Genomic DNA, 16,028 nt, shown 5'->3' on the forward strand with positions numbered 1-16,028 from the left:
TCGCGCCACCGCGTCGCAGCCGCCAGGCGTAACCTCGGACTCGCGAACGGTCACGAGGCAGACGATCCGGTCATCTCCCGTACCGGAGAGCCGTTGGCTCCCCGCGGCACGGCGGCGCACAATCCTGGTATGCGGCGGTTGCATCGCGTACGGCGCACGCTCAACTACCTCAACCTGTCCACCCCGCTCGGACTGTTGCTGGTACGGCTGGGCGGCGCCAGGAGGAGGGCGGGGCCGGACGGGCTGATCCTCGCCTACGGCTACCGCATCCCGTTCCCCGTCGCCGGGGCGTTCACCGTCGGCAACGTGGTGCTGACCAGGTCGCAGGAGGGGAGTCTGACCGAGTCCCTGGTCAGGCACGAGGGCAGGCACGCCTCGCAGTACATGTTCTGCGCGGGACTGCCGATGCTTCCGCTGTACGTCGTGGCGGTGGTCGTCTCGGTGCTCGTCTGCGGCGACCCCTCCTCGTGGAACGTCTTCGAACGCCTCGCGAACCTGGAGGACGGAAACTACATCCGTAAATCACCGTGGTGGTTCAGGACGCGGTTTTAGGATTTTGTGACGGCGGAAGAGGTTGGCGGCAAACCTTCGTCATTTGGCAGGGGTCACGGTGGAGCCGGAGTCCGTCCGGCGGATAGTTTTGACGAAATTCCAGCCAGAACACGAAGGGGTGCCGTGGCCTGCTACCACCACTGTGGCTCCTTCGACCGGGTTCTCATCCGTGTCGGGCGGACCTTCGACCGGCCCGGATACGACCGGTGCGTCAAGCCCGGGATGACCCTGCCCGGCATGCCGTACGACATCGAGTACGCCTGGGCGAAGGGTCCCCGCTGAACCGACTCCGTGGCGGTGGAGACCGAGGAACATCGGGACGACGCCGTTTTCCGGGGAGACGGTCGCCGGGTTGTTCCACGTCCGGTCCTCTGGGGTGTGATCGGTCGCGGATGATTCGGTGAACATCTCCGTCGGCATTGATTCGTTCGTCGATGAACGGCGTGGGACCGGACTCCGCGGTTCTCCGTGACGGAGCGGAAACACTGTGGTGATCCACAGTGGAGGGGCCGGGCCGCGTGCGCGGTCCGGCCCCTCCGGCCTGGGGTCCCGTGCGTGCCCGAGCGCCTCGCGAACCTGGAAGACGGGAACTGGACCCGTAAATCGCCCTGGCGGTTTCGGCTTAAGTCACCTTAATGGGAATAAATCACCTCATATAGGGATCATCGCCCGGACCGGTGGTTGCCAAGGGGGTCACCCATGTCTCAGACGATCCAGCCTGAGATCTCGCCGCGCGCACCGGAACGGGCGTGGCCACGTAGCTTCAGAGACCGGCTGACCTCTCCGTTGCCCGCCTTCCAGGAACTGCTCGCCGCCATGTGGCACGGCGGGTTCCGGCCGGAGACCGGGGACGCCGACCTGATCCCGGTGACCAGGAACGGGCTGCCCAGGCCGGTGGCGACCGAGACCGTGGTCACCTGGGTCGGGCACGCGACCTACGTCCTGCAGATGGGCGGCCTGACGATCCTCACCGACCCCGTCTGGGCCAGGCGCATCCCCGGGGGCAGGCCCAGGCTCACCCCGCCCGGCGTCGCCTGGACGGACCTGCCCAGGATCGACGCCGTGGTGATCAGCCACAACCACTACGACCATCTGGACGCCCCGACCGTACGGCGCCTGCCCAGGGACACCCCCGTCCTCGTCCCGGCCAGACTGAGGCCCTGGTTCACCCGGCGGGGCTTCACCGACGTCGTCGAACTCGACTGGTGGGAGAGCACCGAGATCGGCGAGGTGTCCTTCGACTTCGTCCCCGCCCACCACTGGAGCCGCAGGTCGATCAGCGACACCTGCAGGACGCTGTGGGGCGGCTGGGTCATCAGGACCGTGGACCAGACGGTCTACTTCGCCGGGGACAGCGGGTACGGCGAGCGCTTCGCCCAGATCGGGGAGCGCTATCCGGCGGGCGTCGACCTGGCCCTGATGCCGGTCGGCGCGTTCGAGCCCCGCTGGTTCATGAAGAACTCGCACGTCGATCCGGCGCAGGCCGTACAGGCGTGCGCGGACGTCGGGGCGCGGCGGATGGCGACCATGCACTGGGGCACCTTCCTGCTGTCCGGCGAGCCGCTGCTGGCCCCGGTCGAACAGGCCCGCGCGGCATGGGCCGCGGCGGGCAGAGACCGCGCCGACCTGTGGGACCTGGCCGTCGGCGAGTCCCGTGTCCTGCCGTGAGACGGGTCACGGCGTGAGGGTCAGGGTGTCGACGGCGGCCTTTCTGACGGACTCCTCGCGGGAGAGCATCGGCGTCGTCCCGCCGTCGGCCCACAGGGGCGCCTGGTCCCAGTAGTTGGCGTGGAAGGCGTGTCCCGAGGCGCCCGTCAGGTTGATCCATCGTGACCTGTCCAGGTCGGCGAGGTCGACGACCATCCGCATCGACGGCAGCCAGCTGACCTCGTACCCCTCCTGGACGTCCCAGCCCGCGGCGTCGACCGCGTCGTCGTTGCCCGGCACCGGGAACGGGCCACGGTTGAACAGCCGTTCGACCAGAGAGATCCCCGAGGAGCCGAAGGTCTGGCTGGTCAGGGTGAGCGTGTGCACCTCACCCCAGCGCCACGCCTTGACGTCCTCGCCCAGGAGCCGCCGCAGCTCGTCGTAGCCGAGTGCCATGGCCCGGCGCAGCATGTCGTCGCGGGTCTCCCGCTGCGGCGTCCGCGTGTCGTCCCAGAACGGGTCCTCCGGCCGGTCGAGCATGACGCGGACCACCTCGAACCACCGGTCGCCGCCGGTCGGCCAGGCCACCTCCGGCAGGTCGTCGTTGAAGGTCTCGATGAGCAGGTGCCGCCAGACGGCGTTGAAGTACGCCGCGGGGGCCGAGTCGACACCCTGCGAGCCGTCCCAGGAACGCAGCAGGTCGAGGGCGCGTGCCGGGTCCCCGGCCACCTTCAGGGCCGTCAGGCGGGGCACCAGGAAGGGCGCGAGGCCGTTGCCGGTGTCCTGCTGGACCGCGCCCATGGTCTCGACGTCCACCTTGCCCTTGGCGATCTCGGCCTCAAGGCGGTCGAGGATGCGCTGGGAGCGGTAGCCGTACGCCCAGTCCTTGGTCAACATGTGCGGGTAGCGCCCGGGATCGACGACCGCGTTGTTCGCGGTCACGACGTAGCCCTCCGGCGGGTTGTAGGCGCTGGGCAGGTCCTGGAAGGGGATGGTCGACTGCCAGGAGTACTCGCCGGTCCAGCCGGGGACGGGCCAGGTGCCGTCGCCCCTGGTCCTGACAGGGATGCGGCCGGGCGCCTGGTAGCCGATGTTGCCGTCCACGTCGGCGTAGACCATGTTCTGCGAGGGAACCTCGAACTTGCTCGCCGCCGCCCTGAAACTCGGCCAGTCACGTGCCGTGTTGAGGTCGAAGATCGCGTCCGCGGTCCTGCCGGGTTCCAGCGCGGTCCACTTGAGGGCGACCGCGTCCGCCGGTTCCCTGAAGACCGCGGCCGCGCCGGGCAGGGCGTCCTTCGCGTCGCCCATGACGTCGGAGATGATCGGCCCGTGCAGGGTCTCGCGCACCGTGAGCGTGACCGGATCGCCACCCGCGACCTCGATCTTCTCGGCCCTCGTGGTGAGCGGCCGCCACTCGCCCATGAACAGGTAGGAGTCGTCCCTCACCCGTTCGAGATACAGGTCGGCGACGTCGGGGCCGAGGTTGGTGAACCCCCAGGCGACCCGGTCGTTGTGCCCGATGATCACGCCGGGCAGCCCGGAGAAGGTGAACCCGGTGACGTCGAAGGAACACCGCTCACTCTTGGTACGGCAGTGCAGCCCGGCCTGGTACCAGATCGAGGGCATCCCCGGCGCCAGGTGCGGGTCGTTGGCCAGCAGCGGCTTGCCCGAGGCGGTGTGCGCGCCGCCGACGACCCAGGAGTTCGAGCCGATGCCGTTGCCCCCCTTGGGGTCGCCCATCAGACTCGGTACCGCGGCGACGGTCGCGGCGGCCCCGGTCAGCGCCGTGGGGTCGGCGCTCTCCTCGGGGCCGGGCGAGGCGCCACGCGGCTCCTGGGCCTGGTCGAAGCCGTGGTCGGTGACCGAGCCCTTGGTGACGATCGGCCGGTGCGTGCCGAAGGGGTAGCCGGGCCAGAGCTGCTCGACCCGTTCACGGGGCAGCTTGCTCGCCGCCACCGCTCTGCCGATCTCGTCGGAGAGGTTGGAGCGCAGGTCCCAGGCCATGGCCTTGAGCCAGGCGACGGAGTCGACGGGGGTCCACGGCTCCGGCTGGTAGCCGGAGTTGGTGAGCCTGAGCAGGCCGTACTCCAGGCTCTTGCCGAGTGCGCCCTCGTGCTGCTCCATCCAGGAGTTGACGCCCCTGGCGTAGGCGTCGAGATAGCGGCGGGTCTGCTCGGAGAGCATCGGCAGCTCCCGCTCGGCGATCCGCCGCCAGCCCATGGTCCTGATGGCCTTGTCCTCGGGGAGCGTCGAGGGGCCGAACATCTCGGACAGGCGTCCGGCCGTCACGTGCCTGCGGAAGTCCATCTCGAAGAACCGGTCCTGGGCGTGCACGTAGCCCTGGGCGAGGAACAGGTCCTCCGAGGAGTCCGCATAGATATGCGGCACCCCTGTTTTATCGCGATATACGGTGACTTTTCCGGTCAGGCCCTTCACCTTGAGGTCGCCCGACACCTGCGGGAACGACGCTCGTACGGCCAGCACCCCCGCTCCGGCCAGAGCCAGGCAGAGCACCACGAGGGTGGTCACCACCCGCGCGAGCCACATGAGCGGTCGGGGCATCCGGGCATATGGCCGGAACTTCACAAACACCTCCTAGGCGGCGTGCTCGAACAAGTTTGGCAGCTCTTCGCACGTCAGAACGCCGCTTCCACCTCCGCGACCCCCGGGGAACCGCGTGGCGGCCCCGTGTACAACAGGGGAAAACCCGCAGTGAGACGGGAAAAGACGGTGGAACGGCTCAAGGAGGACGGTGACAGCCGGTTATCGGCGACGACGATGGGTCACAGCGGTGTCTCCAGGACGACGGAGCGCGTGGCGAATCCGTTGCGCTGGTAGAAGCGGACCGCCCCCTCATTGCCCGCGTAGGCCGTCACCCCGGCGTACTGCGCCCCGTTGCCCCCGGCCCACGTCCTGAACTCGGCGACCAGCCTGCTGCCGATCTTCTGCCCCCGGTAGGCGGGCTGCACGTAGATGCTGCCCAGCGTCGCGACCGCGACCGGCCGCATCGGGGTCGGCCCCGACAGCGAGCCGGTCATGTGGCCGACGACCCTGCCCCCGTCGTCGGCGACCATCACCAGGCGCGCCGGGTCGCCCAGCGCGGCGGCGAAGTGGACCGGGCCGTGCTCCTTCGGCCAGTTCACGTCGAGAGAGGGGTCACGCCTGCCGGCGTCCTCGGCGAAGAGGGCCGAACTGCACGCCACGACCCCGTCGAGGTCGGCGGCCGTGGCCGGCCGTACGACAACGCCATTGTCACTCATGATCGGGACGCTACCGGTCGCCACCGACAAACGGCTTTCAGGAGGGCCGCACCGACCAGTCCTGCCCCTCGGGTGTGTCACGGACGAGCACCCCGAGATCGGCCAGCTCCGCGCGGAGACGGTCGGCGGCGGCCCAGTCTCCGGCCTCCCGCGCCCTCGGGCGCCGCTGGAGCAGCTCGGCCGCGCCCGGCGGCAGGCTCTCGGAGCGGCCGATCCCGCAGGACAGGTCGAGGCCCAGGACACGGTCCAGATGCAGGAACGCCTCAAGCCTGGCGCCGGGCGCGACCGCCTCGTCGCGTTCGAGCCCGCGCAGCAGGCGCAGCGCCAGCGGTGTGTCGAGGTCGTCGTCGAAGGCGTCCTCGATCGCGGAGACCGGCCCCGAGGGCATCGGGCGGCTCGGCGCCTCCGCCCACCCGGCCACCCGCGAACGCCAGCGCCGCAGCGTGGCGTCGGCGACGCGCAGGGCCTGCCAGGTGAGGTCCAGCCGTCCGCGGTGGCGGTGTTCGAGCAGCGCCAGCCGTACGGCCAGCGGGTCGAGACCGGCCCGGGTGACCTCCCCGAGCGCCGGCGCCCCGCCCGCGCGTCCGTCCAGTTCGTGCCCGTCGAACAGCAGGTGACCGGAGTGGGCCCAGTGGGCGACCACCTCGTGCCCGGTGACCGCGTCCGACTGGGCGCGTTCGTTCTCGTGGTGCGGGAAGCACAGGTCGATCCCGCCCACGTGCAGGTCGATCCGTTCGCCGAGGGAGCGCAGGGCCATGGCCGAGCACCCGATGTGACGGCCGGGCACCCCCCGCCCCCACGGCGCCCGCCAGGCGGGTTCCTCCTCGGTGGGCCGCCACAGCACCCAGTCGGCGGGGTGCCGCTTGCGCGGGCCGGCCTCCCCGGCGCGGGGCCGCAGCCGCTCGGGGCGGTTGCCGGACAGCTCGCCGTAGGAGGGGAAGGAGGTGGCGTCGAAGAGGACGGACCCGTCGGAGGCCGGATAGGCGTGCCCCCGCTCGACCAGCCTGGCGATCATCTCGATCACCGGGCCGACGGTCTCGGAGACCTCGGGGGAGTGCTGGGGCGGATGGATGTTCAGCGCGAGAGCCTCGGCCTCGAACGCGTCGCGCCGACCACGCCCCTCGGTCCCGTGGCCCGCGGGAGGGCGGCCCAGATCGGTGAGGCCCAGACAGCGGACGACCCGGACGCCCCGCCGTTCCACCACCCGCCTGACCAGGTCGGCCAGCAGACCGGCGCGCAGGTCGCCCAGGCTCGTCACACGCCCGGCGGCCGGGCCACAGCCGTAGACGCGCATCGAACGGGCGCCCTGCGGGAGGACCGGTTCGACGCGGCGGTGCCGCGTGTCATACAGCCGTAGCATTCTTCGAGCCTACGGGAAGCCTCAGACGGCCCCCTCAAGAAGGACGAGAATGTCGCGATCGCCCCGGTCACGCAGTCGGGCGCCGACATCCTCCTTCGGAGAGCCGTCCGGCAGGCCGATGCGGGCGCCGATGAGACGTATGCCCTCGGCCTCCGAGGCGACGGGCGCGGTGTAGCCGATCAGGTGCAGGGCCCGGTTCAGTGGGGGCAGGGTCGCCGCCGCCGAGGGCAGGTAGCGGGTCAGCAGCTCACCCCCGTCGGAGACCGTGAGGAAGACGTGGTCGCCCTCGGCCGCGTTCGCGGCCACCAGGATGGGACGGATGGAGCCCATGGTCGGCTGGTTGTGCCAGCTGATCACCACGTCGCCGGACGGGGTCGAGGCGGTCAGCTGGCCTCCGGGGGCCATGCCCAGGTAGGCGGCGAACCCGGTGGGCAGCGGGGAGCCGGAACCGCGCAGGTGCTCGGCGTTGACGTCGACCCGGTGCCACCAGCGCCCGTCACGGCTGCGGAAGCACCGCCTGGTCGAGGAGACGTCCCTGCGGGGCTGGTAGTCCGACTGTTCGGAGCCCGCGACCCTGATCCAGCCGCGCTGGGTGCGCTCGAACCCGGGGCCGCCCGCGTAGGCGCGCACCGAGCTCTCACTCACGTCGTAGCGCGAGGTCAGGTTCGTCACGATGGTGTTGACCGAGGCCTCTCCGTTGGCCCGCTCGATCTCCCTGGCGATCATCTCCCGGATGCCGAGATACTCCTCGCCGCCCCACCTGGCCAGGCCGTACTTGTTGCGGTCGAGGCGCAGGAAGCGGTCGTCGGCGGTCAGCTGGTTGCGGATGCCGACCAGGCTGTAGTCCTCGCCGATGCGCTCCTGGATCTCCTCCGGCGTCAGCGCGGTGCCCGCGACCGCGAGCACCGCCTCGGCCTTGTCGTTGACGCTGCGCGGCCAGGGCACCACGTGCCCGTCGAGCACCCGCAACTGGGGTACGGCGATGAGCCAGCGTTCGGCCACGTCCTCGCGGATGCCGAGCTGGCTGACCAGCGAGACGGCCTCCTCAAGGGGGCGCGGCCCGTCGGTGAACAGCTGCCTGGTCTTCTCCCGCAGCTCGTCGGCGCCGCCCGCGACGAGCCAGCCGTCCACCTGGTCGTAGCCGGTGAGCAGGGTCCGCACGAACCGCCAGGACGGGATGCCCAGGGTGGCCAGGTCGCTGCGGTGCCAAGGGACGGCGGCGGCCAGGTCGTCGGCGGGGACCGCGGAGCCGAGCCTGCCGCGCAGCCAGGAGACGTGCCCGACCAGCGGGGCGGCGTCCTCGCTCGTCAGCCAGGCCTCGACGTGGTCGCGCAGGTCGCGTTCGATCTGCCTGATGCGCTCCCTGGTCACGGAGAAACGCTGGGCCAGGTCGTCCAGCGTGGCCCGCTGCGAGGCGTAGAGGCGGTCCCTGGCGATGGCCCGCTGCCGCTCGTCCAGGGTCGCGAAGACCTCGTCGATCAGCTCGGGCAGCGGCCGGTCAGGGCGGGTGGGACGGGTCTGGCCGACGCTCTCCTCGGTGACGGGCTCCAGGAGGCGTTCGATGACCCCGGTGAACATCCGGTGCACCACCTCGCGTCCCAGGCCCTCCGGCGTGCTGACGCTCGAAGCCGGGTCGGAGAACCTGAGCAGGGGCAGGACGTCGCCGAGCATCAGGTGGCCCCAGCACGTCAGGGCGAGGTCGGCCAGGCGTCCGGCGACCTCGGACGTCCCGATGGTCGAGCAGGCCCGGTCGAGCGGGAGCGCCTGCCACCACGCCTCGGGAAGACGGGGGTCGGTTGCGATCGGCGCTACCTGGCCGGGAGAGGTCCAGCGCAGGGGGGGCGCGATGTCGCTCAGGCTGAGGTTCATTGAGGTCCAACCGGCAAAGGGGAATATATCCGCAGTTCAGAGTATGTCGTTAGGTCGGGAGAAAGGGGCTTGCTCGTCCGGAGTGGGACACGTAAAGAAGCTCCCTGGCTCGGGTACACGCGACATAGAGCAGGCCACGCTCCCGTTGGAGGTCGTGCGCCCGCGCGGTCGGGTCCTCCTCGGCCGGGGTGAGGGAGTCGGGAGCGGGCACGACACCGTCGGCGACTCCGATCACGGCGACCCGGCGGAACTCCAGGCCCTTCATGCCGTGCAACGTCGTCACCCGCACCCCCACCTCGCGCAGGGCGTCACGGGCGTCGCGCACGAGGCCCGCCGTCCTGGCGGCCACCCCGATCTCCTGGGGCGGCACGCCCTCCTGGACCCACTGTCCCACCTGTGTGGCCAGACCGGTCAGCTCTTCCTCCGGTGAATCGTAGGCACGGACCATCGGACGTGCCCCGTTCCGCGTCGCGCGGAAGCCGTACAGCTCCTGCACTCCGTCGACCAGGCCGTCCGCGGGGCCGCCGCCGCGCAACCGCACGCCCCAGGTGAGGATCTCCTGTGGAAGCCGGTACGACACCTGCAGACGCCGTCTGATCGCGTCGATTCCCACCGAACCGAGTGTCACCCGGGTGTCGAAGATCCGTTGGTGCGGGTCTCCCACGATGAACAGGTCGTCCCGCCCGTACGGCACCGCCGCCCGCAGCAGCCGCCACTGCGCCGGATGCAGGTCCTGCGCCTCGTCGACCACGATGTGCCGGTACGGCTCCCGCCGCGGCGCGCTGTCGGCCAGCAGGTCCCCGGTCGTACGGCCGAGCAGCTGACAGGCGTCGCCCGCGAGCTGGAGCAGGGTGCGCTTGCCGCGCTCCCTGAGCCGCAGGGTGACGTGCTCGACGGCCCGCCACACCTCGGTCCGCTCCTCGGCGGAGAGCCCGACGCCACGGCCCGACCTGGGGGCGTCGAGATACTCCTGCAGAGTCTTGAGGTTCTGCGCCAGCACGACCTGTTCCCACTCACGCAGCAGGAAGGCCGGGCTGTGGCCGGTGTCGGTCTCCAGCCAGAGCGCGTTCACCTCGGCGGCCCCGGCCAGCGCGGGCGCCCGTCCCTCGGCCTCGGCGACGATGCGGTGGGCCAGCCGGTCCACGTTGCCGACCTCGATCCGCTTACGGGTCACCTCGTCCTCGATCAGCAGGTCGAGACGGGAGGCGAGGTCGGCGCTCAGCCGCTGGGAGAAGGTGACCAGCAGGATCTGACCCGCGCCACGCCTGGCCAGGAAGGCCGATCGGTGCAGGGCCAGCAGGGTCTTGCCCGTCCCGGCCCCGCCGGTGACCAGGGTCGGCTGCTCGTGGGTCTCCCAGCGGGCCAGGCGGTGCAGCGTCGGCTGGAGGAACACGCACCAGGCGGGCGCGTCGAGGACGTGGTTCAGCTCACGCGGGCTGCCCACGAAGATCGCACGGTCGGGGCTGCGCAGCAGCGCGGCGGTCAGGTCGTCGGGGTCGATCGGCCCGGAGGGGGGCGCGGTCGCCCGGCAGGCCTCAAGCTCCCGCCAGGCCCCGGCCATCGACTCACCCCTGGCCAGCGCGGCCAGCGGGGCGTACTGCGTGGCGGGCAGCAGGGGTTCGAGCGCCTCCAGGGTCAGCTCGTCGGTGATCTGCCTGACGAGGCCGAGCAGCCCGCGTTCGACGCCGAGCTCGGCCATGTCGGTGTCACAGGTGTCGGCGAACAGCCGGACCGAGGTCGCCCCGGCCGCCCTGAGTACGGCGGGCTCGATCCGTTCGAGCGCCTCGGCGTCCCACATCTCGACCACGCCGAGCGCGGTGTTGACGCTGAAGCGGTGGCGTCTCGCGTAGGCCCAGGCCTCCGTCTCCGGCAGGACGGTCAGCAGCCAGTGGACGTCCCGGTGCCTGACCATGACGCCGCGATGGCCCTCGGCCAGCCTGAGCGTGACGACCCTGGGGTCCCTGGCCCCCCTGACCCGTTCCGGGTGCGGAGCCCCCGCCACGTTCTGCATGAAGCGGCGTACCGCGACGACGGCGTCCCGGCGCGCGGGCTGGGCCAGCGCGCCGAGTTCGGCGGGGAAGTCCGGGGAGATCGCGAGTCGGGGCATGGGCTAGGCCAGCAGGGACAACAGGTCGCGGTCCCCACGCTCTCTCAACCGGGCGAGCAGGTCCGGCAGTCCGACCTGCCCGGTCATGCCGACCCGGGTGGCGATGACCCTGGCCGCCTGCTCCGCCGTACCGCCGGGTGCCGTGTAGCCGACCAGCCGCAGCGCCCGCGCGACCGGCTCCGTGTCACCGCCCGCCGCGGGCAGGTGCCTGGCCCGCAGGACCCCCTCGTCGGACAGCGTCACGAACAGGTGGCCGCCGGGCTTGGCCCCCGCGTCCTCAAGGAGTGTCCTGAGCGATTCGAGGACGGGACGCTCCTGCCAGCTCAGGCCCAGCTCGCCGACCGCGCTCTGCACCCTGCGGGCGCTCCCCGGCGACAGGCCGAGATAGGCGGCGAACCCGCTGGGCAGCGGACACTCGACGCCCTGGAGGTGCTCGGCGGTGACGTCGATCCTGAGCCACCAGCGGCCGTCGGGCTGCCTGAAGCAACGCCGGGTCAGCGAGACGTCCTTCAGCGGGCGGAACGGGCCCTCCCTGCGCTCCTCGTCCTCCTGGACGGGTTGCTCCTGCCGCGGAGGCGGGGATCCCTGCTGTGGGGGCCCCTGCTGCGCAGGACGCTGCCCGGCGCCGAGGATGCGCAGCTGCGGGACGCCCGCGAGCCAGTCCTTGGCCACCTCGTGGTGGATGCCCAGGGAGGCGACCAGGTCGAGGGCCTTGGACATGGTCAGCGGGGGCTTGGCGCCGCTGATCACGTCGCGGGTGAGGTGACGCAGCTCGGTGATGTCCCCCTCGACGAGCCAGTCCTCGGCCAGCCGGTGGTGGGGCAGGGTGGCCAGCACGAACTGCCAGGCGGGCACGTCCAGCGAGCGCAGCTCACGGGCGTGCCAGGGCGCGACCGTGGCCAGACGGGCCTTGGGCGCGGCCTTGCCGAGCGCCCTGCCGACCTCCGCCAGATGCTCCCGGTACGGCTCCGCCTCCGCTGAGGCGAGCCACTCGCCGAGCCGGTGCCGCAGGGCGGCCTCGACCTCGTCGATGACCTCGGGCGGCACCGCGAAGAGCTTGGACAGGGCCTCGACGGCCGCGGGCGCGTCGGTGAACACCCTGTTCTGCGCGACGGCCCAGCTCCTGTCGTCGAGGTCGGCGAAGGCGCCGTCGAGCAGCGCGTACAGGTCGTCCGGCTGGGGGGCCCGCTCGGCGACGGGCTCAACGGGCTCGGCGGAATCAACGGCCTCAGCGGACTCAACGGGCTCCGGTTCCGGCTCCCGCAGGGCCTCCGGCTCCGGTGCGACCTCTGGTTCCGGTGCGGCCTCCGGCTCGGGCTGAGGTTCCGGTTCGGGCTTCGGCTCGGGTCCGGTCTCCGGGCTCACGGCGGTCATCGGCTCGAAGAGCCCGCGCTCGGGAGCGGAACCCACCTGGGGCGGTGGCTTGGGGAGCGTGGACCCGGGGGTCCGCTTCGGCCGTACGGGAAGGGGGATCGGCTTGGGCTCGGGCGGGGCCGGGGGAGCGGCAGGGGAGACGGCCAACGGGACGTCCGAGGGAGCCGGAGCCTCCACGGGCTCCTCCCCGGCCTTGTCCGTGGCCCTCTCCGCGTCCTCCTTCTCGGCCTTCTCGACCTCGGAAGCCTCAGGCATGCCCTCGGACACGGCCTCAGGCGTGGCTTCGGGCGTGGTTTCGGGTACGGCCTCGGCGTCGCCCTGCGGGGCCTCCTGGGGGGCTTCCTGAGGAGCCTCAGGGGCGTCCTGCGGCGCGGCCTCCCCGGAGTCCTCGGAGCCCCCGATGTCCCCGGCATCCTCGATGCCCTCGGCGCTCGCGACGTCCTCGGTCTTCCCGGCATCTTCGGCGCTCGCGGCGTCCTGGGCGGCCTCGGGGGCCTTGGCGTCCTTGACGTTTCCGGCGGCCTCGGCGTTCTCCGCGACGTCCTCGGCGGTCCCGCCGGTACGGGCGGGTGCGACGCCGGGGGCGGCCAGACGGGCGAAGACCGCGCCGAACAGCGCGTTCAGCACGGGGAGCGGCTGAATGAAGGGCTGTTCGCGCAGTTCGTGACCGGTCAGGGCCAGCAGCCCCGCCCACGAGCCCGCGCGGTCGAGGGCGATGGCCGTACAGGGTTCGTCGGCGTCCTCGGGGTCCAGGACGTACAGGGCGGGCAACACGTCGCCGACGGCGGCGGCGGGCCAGTGCTCCAGGGTGATCCCGGCGAGGATCCCGGCTAACCGCTCGGGGCCGAGCAGGGCCAGCACCCGGGAGACGGGCAGGCTGCGCCACCACGCGCCGGGCAGTTCAGACTGGTCGCGCAAGAGTGGAATCGTGGCCGCGTCGCTCCAGCGGAGCGGCGGCACGAGGTCACTCAGACAGAAGTTCATCCGTTCCCTTCACCAGCCCCTCAAGCCGCCCGAGTCACTCCTCGTCGCCGGGGAACGAGACTCATGGAACAGACCATAGTCTGGCAAATCGCCCCAGCGCATCGGGTCTGGTCAGCGTCGTACGGCCGCGAAGCGGAGCCGCACGTAGTCGGCCATCCAACCGGTCTCCCGCCGCAGGGCGGGAGCGGCCAGTTCGTTCACCCGAAGCAGCAGGGATTCGACCAGCTCCACCGGCTTTCCCTGGATCAGGGAACCGGCGAACGTTCGCACCCAGTCGGCGGCTCCCCCCGGACACTCGTCGAGCGGGGTCGGCCGGTCGAAGTACTCAAGCAGGCGGAGGGTGAAACCGCCCTTCTCCAGCCGTGTGGCGTATTCGGCCGGACTGGGGAAGTACCACGGAAGATCGGGTTCGGGGAGCCCGTGTTCCCGCCAGGCGGTGGACAGCGCCGCCGTCAGCGCGGCGCAGTTGCCGGCGCCGCCCATCTCCGCGACGAACCGCCCGCCCGGCGTCAGCGCCTGCCACACGTTGGAGATCACCGTGTCGGGCTCCCGCCCCATCCAGTGCAGGGCCGCGTTGGAGAAGACCGCGTTGTACGGCTCCGCGACCGTGAAGTCGCGCCCGTCCCCCACGATGAACTCAAGCCCGGGATGCAGGGAGAGCGCCTTCTCGATCATCGCGGAGGAGCCGTCGATGCCGAGCACCCGTGCCCCCCGTGAGCTGATCTCGGCGGTCAGCAGCCCGGTGCCGCAGCCGAGGTCGAGGACACGCTCCCCCGGCTGGGGGTCGAGCAGGTCGACCAGGGGCGCGCCGTGGGCCGAGACGTATCCGAAGCTGCTGTCGTAGGCGCGAGCGTTCCACCTCATCTGACTCGGGGTGTCGTATCGCAAGACGATCAGCTCACATTCCGAGACGCCACGGCCTCTTATCGGTCCTCCCCAGACACTTTAGAGCCTCAAAGATGTCCCGACATATCAGTCGCATCAGCCTCCGGCTTAACCGACCCTCTCCCCCCACTCCTTCTTGAGGTAGGTCTTGGCCGTGTCGGTCTCGGGGATCGTCAGGATCACCGGCTTCGCGCCGGTCACCGGGAGTCTGGCGGCGGCCTCGGTGTCCAGGGTGCCACGCATCTGCAGGGCCTCCATTCTGACAGGTCTGGCGTACCCCTTGAGGAAGAGGTTCTGACCCCGGTCGGAGAAGAGGAACTCCTGCCAGAGGCGGGCCGCCGCCGGGTGCGGGGCGTCCTTGTTGACGGCTTGGACGTAGTAGGCGCTGAGCACGCTGTCGCCGGGGATGGCGACCTTCCAGCCGTTCGCCTCGTGGGCCGCCCGCTCGGCGTTGTGGTAGTCCCAGTCGACCACCACGGTGGCCGCCCGCTCGTTCGCCGCGAGGTTGCCCGCCTTCTTCAGGCGGCCGAAGAAGGCGACTCCCCTGGCGGCCTCGGCCTTGCCCGCGCTGAGCGAGGCGGCCATCACCCCGTTGAAGGCGGCGGCCGTCTGCCGGGGGTCGCCGGGCAGCGAGACGCTGTAGCCGGGCTTGAGCAGGTCCTGGTAGGAGGCGGGCGTCGCGACCTTGCGCGGGTCGTAACCGATGGACATGTAGCCGCCGTATCCGGCGTACCAGCGCCCGCCGTAGTCCTTCAGGTTGTCGGGCACGTCCGGCCACTGCTGCACCCGGTAGGGGGCGAACATCGGGGCGTTGGCGACCGCGACCTCCAGGCTCAGGTCGAACACGTCCGGCTTGAGCTGCGCGGCGGCCTCGATCTCCCGGCGGCTGCTGGCCGCGGGCTCCACCTGGTTGACCTTGATTCCGTACTCGTCGGAGAAGGTGTCGATGATCTCGCCGTAGTTCACCCAGTCACGCGGCAGCCCGATGACGGTGAGCGAACCCTCTTTCCTGGCGGCCTCGACGAGGCGGTCCATCGTCGAGAAGCCGTCCTTCAGGGAGGCGGCCTGTGGCTTGATCGGCGGGAGCTTCCCGTCGTCCTGTGCCTGTGTGCCGCCGCATCCGGCGGTCGTGGCGATGAGGAGCATGGCGGCGGCGCTGATGCGTACGGTCACTCATCGAATACTCTCGGTGATCGCGCGGCGGGTCGAGGAGGCGCGGCCTTTTTTGGGAAACGACTGGGGAACGACTTACGTCCGGCCGGGCCGTCCGCCCTGGACGACCTTCGCCGCGACGAGTTCGGAACGGCGGATCTCAACGAGCGTGCCGTCGCGTTTGCGCACCCCGAGAAGATCGTCACGCCAGAACTCAAGTTCGCCGACGGCGTCACGGAAGCCCTCGGGAACACGACGCCGGGTAGTTACCCTTTTGCCCACGTCGGAAGGGGTTAGGGTGATTTTGAGGGCAGCGCTGATACCGAGGATCATCGTCTTTTGCCCCCTCCCGTTTCAGACATCTGGTGGGCACGGCAATACTAGGGCGTAGCAACCCGCGGTCGAAGTCGTGCCTAGGTGCGGATAAAAGAAGGAGCCCGAGGTGACCTACGTCATCGCGCAGCCTTGCGTGGACGTCCTGGACAAGGCGTGCATCGAGGAATGCCCCGTCGATTGCATCTACGAGGGCGAGCGCATGCTTTACATCCACCCCGACGAGTGCGTGGACTGCGGCGCGTGCGAACCCGTCTGCCCGGTTGAGGCGATCTTCTACGAGGACGACCTTCCCGACCAGTGGAAGGACTTCTACAAGGCCAACGTCGAGTTCTTCGACGACCTGGGCTCCCCGGGTGGCGCCTCCAAGATCGGCAAGATCGCCAAGGACCACTCCGTCGTCTCGGCTCTGCCCCCGCAGGCCGAGGAGCACTAGAAAACATCCCCGCGGGCGGGGGGCGACGCCGTCCGCCCGCGAGAGTCAGTCACCCGGACGTCCCGGGCG

Annotated in this window: 13 protein-coding genes; 4 read left to right on the forward strand and 9 right to left on the reverse strand. The window is 70.8% G+C overall.

Features of this window, described 5'->3' with window-relative positions:
- Positions 1 to 129: 129 nt before the first annotated feature.
- The 3 genes from ACIBVQ_RS15085 to ACIBVQ_RS15095 all read left to right on the forward strand — a co-directional run bounded on the left by ACIBVQ_RS15085 (position 130) and on the right by ACIBVQ_RS15095 (position 2,220).
- Positions 130 to 552 carry a hypothetical protein gene (locus ACIBVQ_RS15085; protein WP_352013731.1) on the forward strand — a complete coding sequence of 141 codons (423 nt, stop codon included), beginning with the start codon at positions 130 to 132 and terminating at the stop codon, positions 550 to 552.
- Between the two features lie 123 nt (positions 553 to 675).
- Positions 676 to 834, forward strand: coding sequence for a DUF6355 family natural product biosynthesis protein (locus ACIBVQ_RS15090; protein ID WP_399177932.1), 159 nt, complete (start codon positions 676 to 678; stop codon positions 832 to 834).
- A 417-nt stretch (positions 835 to 1,251) separates the two neighbouring features.
- Positions 1,252 to 2,220 (forward strand): MBL fold metallo-hydrolase, encoded by a 969-nt coding sequence (locus ACIBVQ_RS15095; RefSeq protein ID WP_352016525.1) that lies wholly within the window; start codon positions 1,252 to 1,254, stop codon positions 2,218 to 2,220.
- Positions 2,221 to 2,226: 6 nt separating this feature from the next.
- Here ACIBVQ_RS15095 and ACIBVQ_RS15100 read toward each other — a convergent pair whose 3' ends face one another.
- From ACIBVQ_RS15100 to ACIBVQ_RS15140, 9 genes are all read right to left on the reverse strand, one after another.
- Positions 2,227 to 4,761 carry a penicillin acylase family protein gene (locus ACIBVQ_RS15100; protein ID WP_399177934.1) on the reverse strand — a complete coding sequence of 845 codons (2,535 nt, stop codon included), beginning with the start codon at positions 4,759 to 4,761 and terminating at the stop codon, positions 2,227 to 2,229.
- 221 nt (positions 4,762 to 4,982) lie between these two features.
- The gene (locus ACIBVQ_RS15105; protein ID WP_352016527.1) at positions 4,983 to 5,459 is read right to left on the reverse strand and encodes a GNAT family N-acetyltransferase; all 477 of its coding nucleotides are present in this window, start codon (positions 5,457 to 5,459) and stop codon (positions 4,983 to 4,985) included.
- Between the two features lie 37 nt (positions 5,460 to 5,496).
- Positions 5,497 to 6,819 (reverse strand): cysteine--tRNA ligase, encoded by a 1,323-nt coding sequence (locus ACIBVQ_RS15110; protein ID WP_399177936.1) that lies wholly within the window; start codon positions 6,817 to 6,819, stop codon positions 5,497 to 5,499.
- A 21-nt stretch (positions 6,820 to 6,840) separates the two neighbouring features.
- A complete protein-coding gene (locus tag ACIBVQ_RS15115; protein ID WP_352016529.1) occupies positions 6,841 to 8,688 on the reverse strand; it encodes a sigma factor-like helix-turn-helix DNA-binding protein in 1,848 nt (615 codons plus the stop codon).
- Between the two features lie 49 nt (positions 8,689 to 8,737).
- A complete protein-coding gene (locus ACIBVQ_RS15120) occupies positions 8,738 to 10,795 on the reverse strand; it encodes a UvrD-helicase domain-containing protein (RefSeq protein WP_362914219.1) in 2,058 nt (685 codons plus the stop codon).
- 3 nt (positions 10,796 to 10,798) lie between these two features.
- Complete coding sequence (locus tag ACIBVQ_RS15125; RefSeq protein ID WP_399177939.1) at positions 10,799 to 13,087, reverse strand: hypothetical protein; 2,289 nt, start codon at positions 13,085 to 13,087, stop codon at positions 10,799 to 10,801.
- A 177-nt stretch (positions 13,088 to 13,264) separates the two neighbouring features.
- Positions 13,265 to 14,017: a methyltransferase domain-containing protein gene (locus tag ACIBVQ_RS15130; RefSeq protein ID WP_352016532.1), complete on the reverse strand. Its 753-nt coding sequence runs from the start codon at positions 14,015 to 14,017 to the stop codon at positions 13,265 to 13,267.
- Between the two features lie 129 nt (positions 14,018 to 14,146).
- Positions 14,147 to 15,211 carry an ABC transporter substrate-binding protein gene (locus ACIBVQ_RS15135; RefSeq protein WP_352016533.1) on the reverse strand — a complete coding sequence of 355 codons (1,065 nt, stop codon included), beginning with the start codon at positions 15,209 to 15,211 and terminating at the stop codon, positions 14,147 to 14,149.
- A 75-nt stretch (positions 15,212 to 15,286) separates the two neighbouring features.
- Positions 15,287 to 15,472, reverse strand: coding sequence for a hypothetical protein (locus ACIBVQ_RS15140; protein WP_362776525.1), 186 nt, complete (start codon positions 15,470 to 15,472; stop codon positions 15,287 to 15,289).
- Between the two features lie 160 nt (positions 15,473 to 15,632).
- On the opposite strand from ACIBVQ_RS15140, the gene fdxA reads away from it, so the two are divergent.
- On the forward strand, positions 15,633 to 15,959 hold the full coding sequence (gene fdxA, locus ACIBVQ_RS15145) for a ferredoxin (protein ID WP_352016535.1): 327 nt from the start codon (positions 15,633 to 15,635) through the stop codon (positions 15,957 to 15,959).
- Positions 15,960 to 16,028 lie beyond the last annotated feature (69 nt).

The organism is Streptosporangium sp. NPDC049376, assembly GCF_044466505.1.
Classification (GTDB): Bacteria; Actinomycetota; Actinomycetes; order Streptosporangiales; family Streptosporangiaceae; genus Streptosporangium.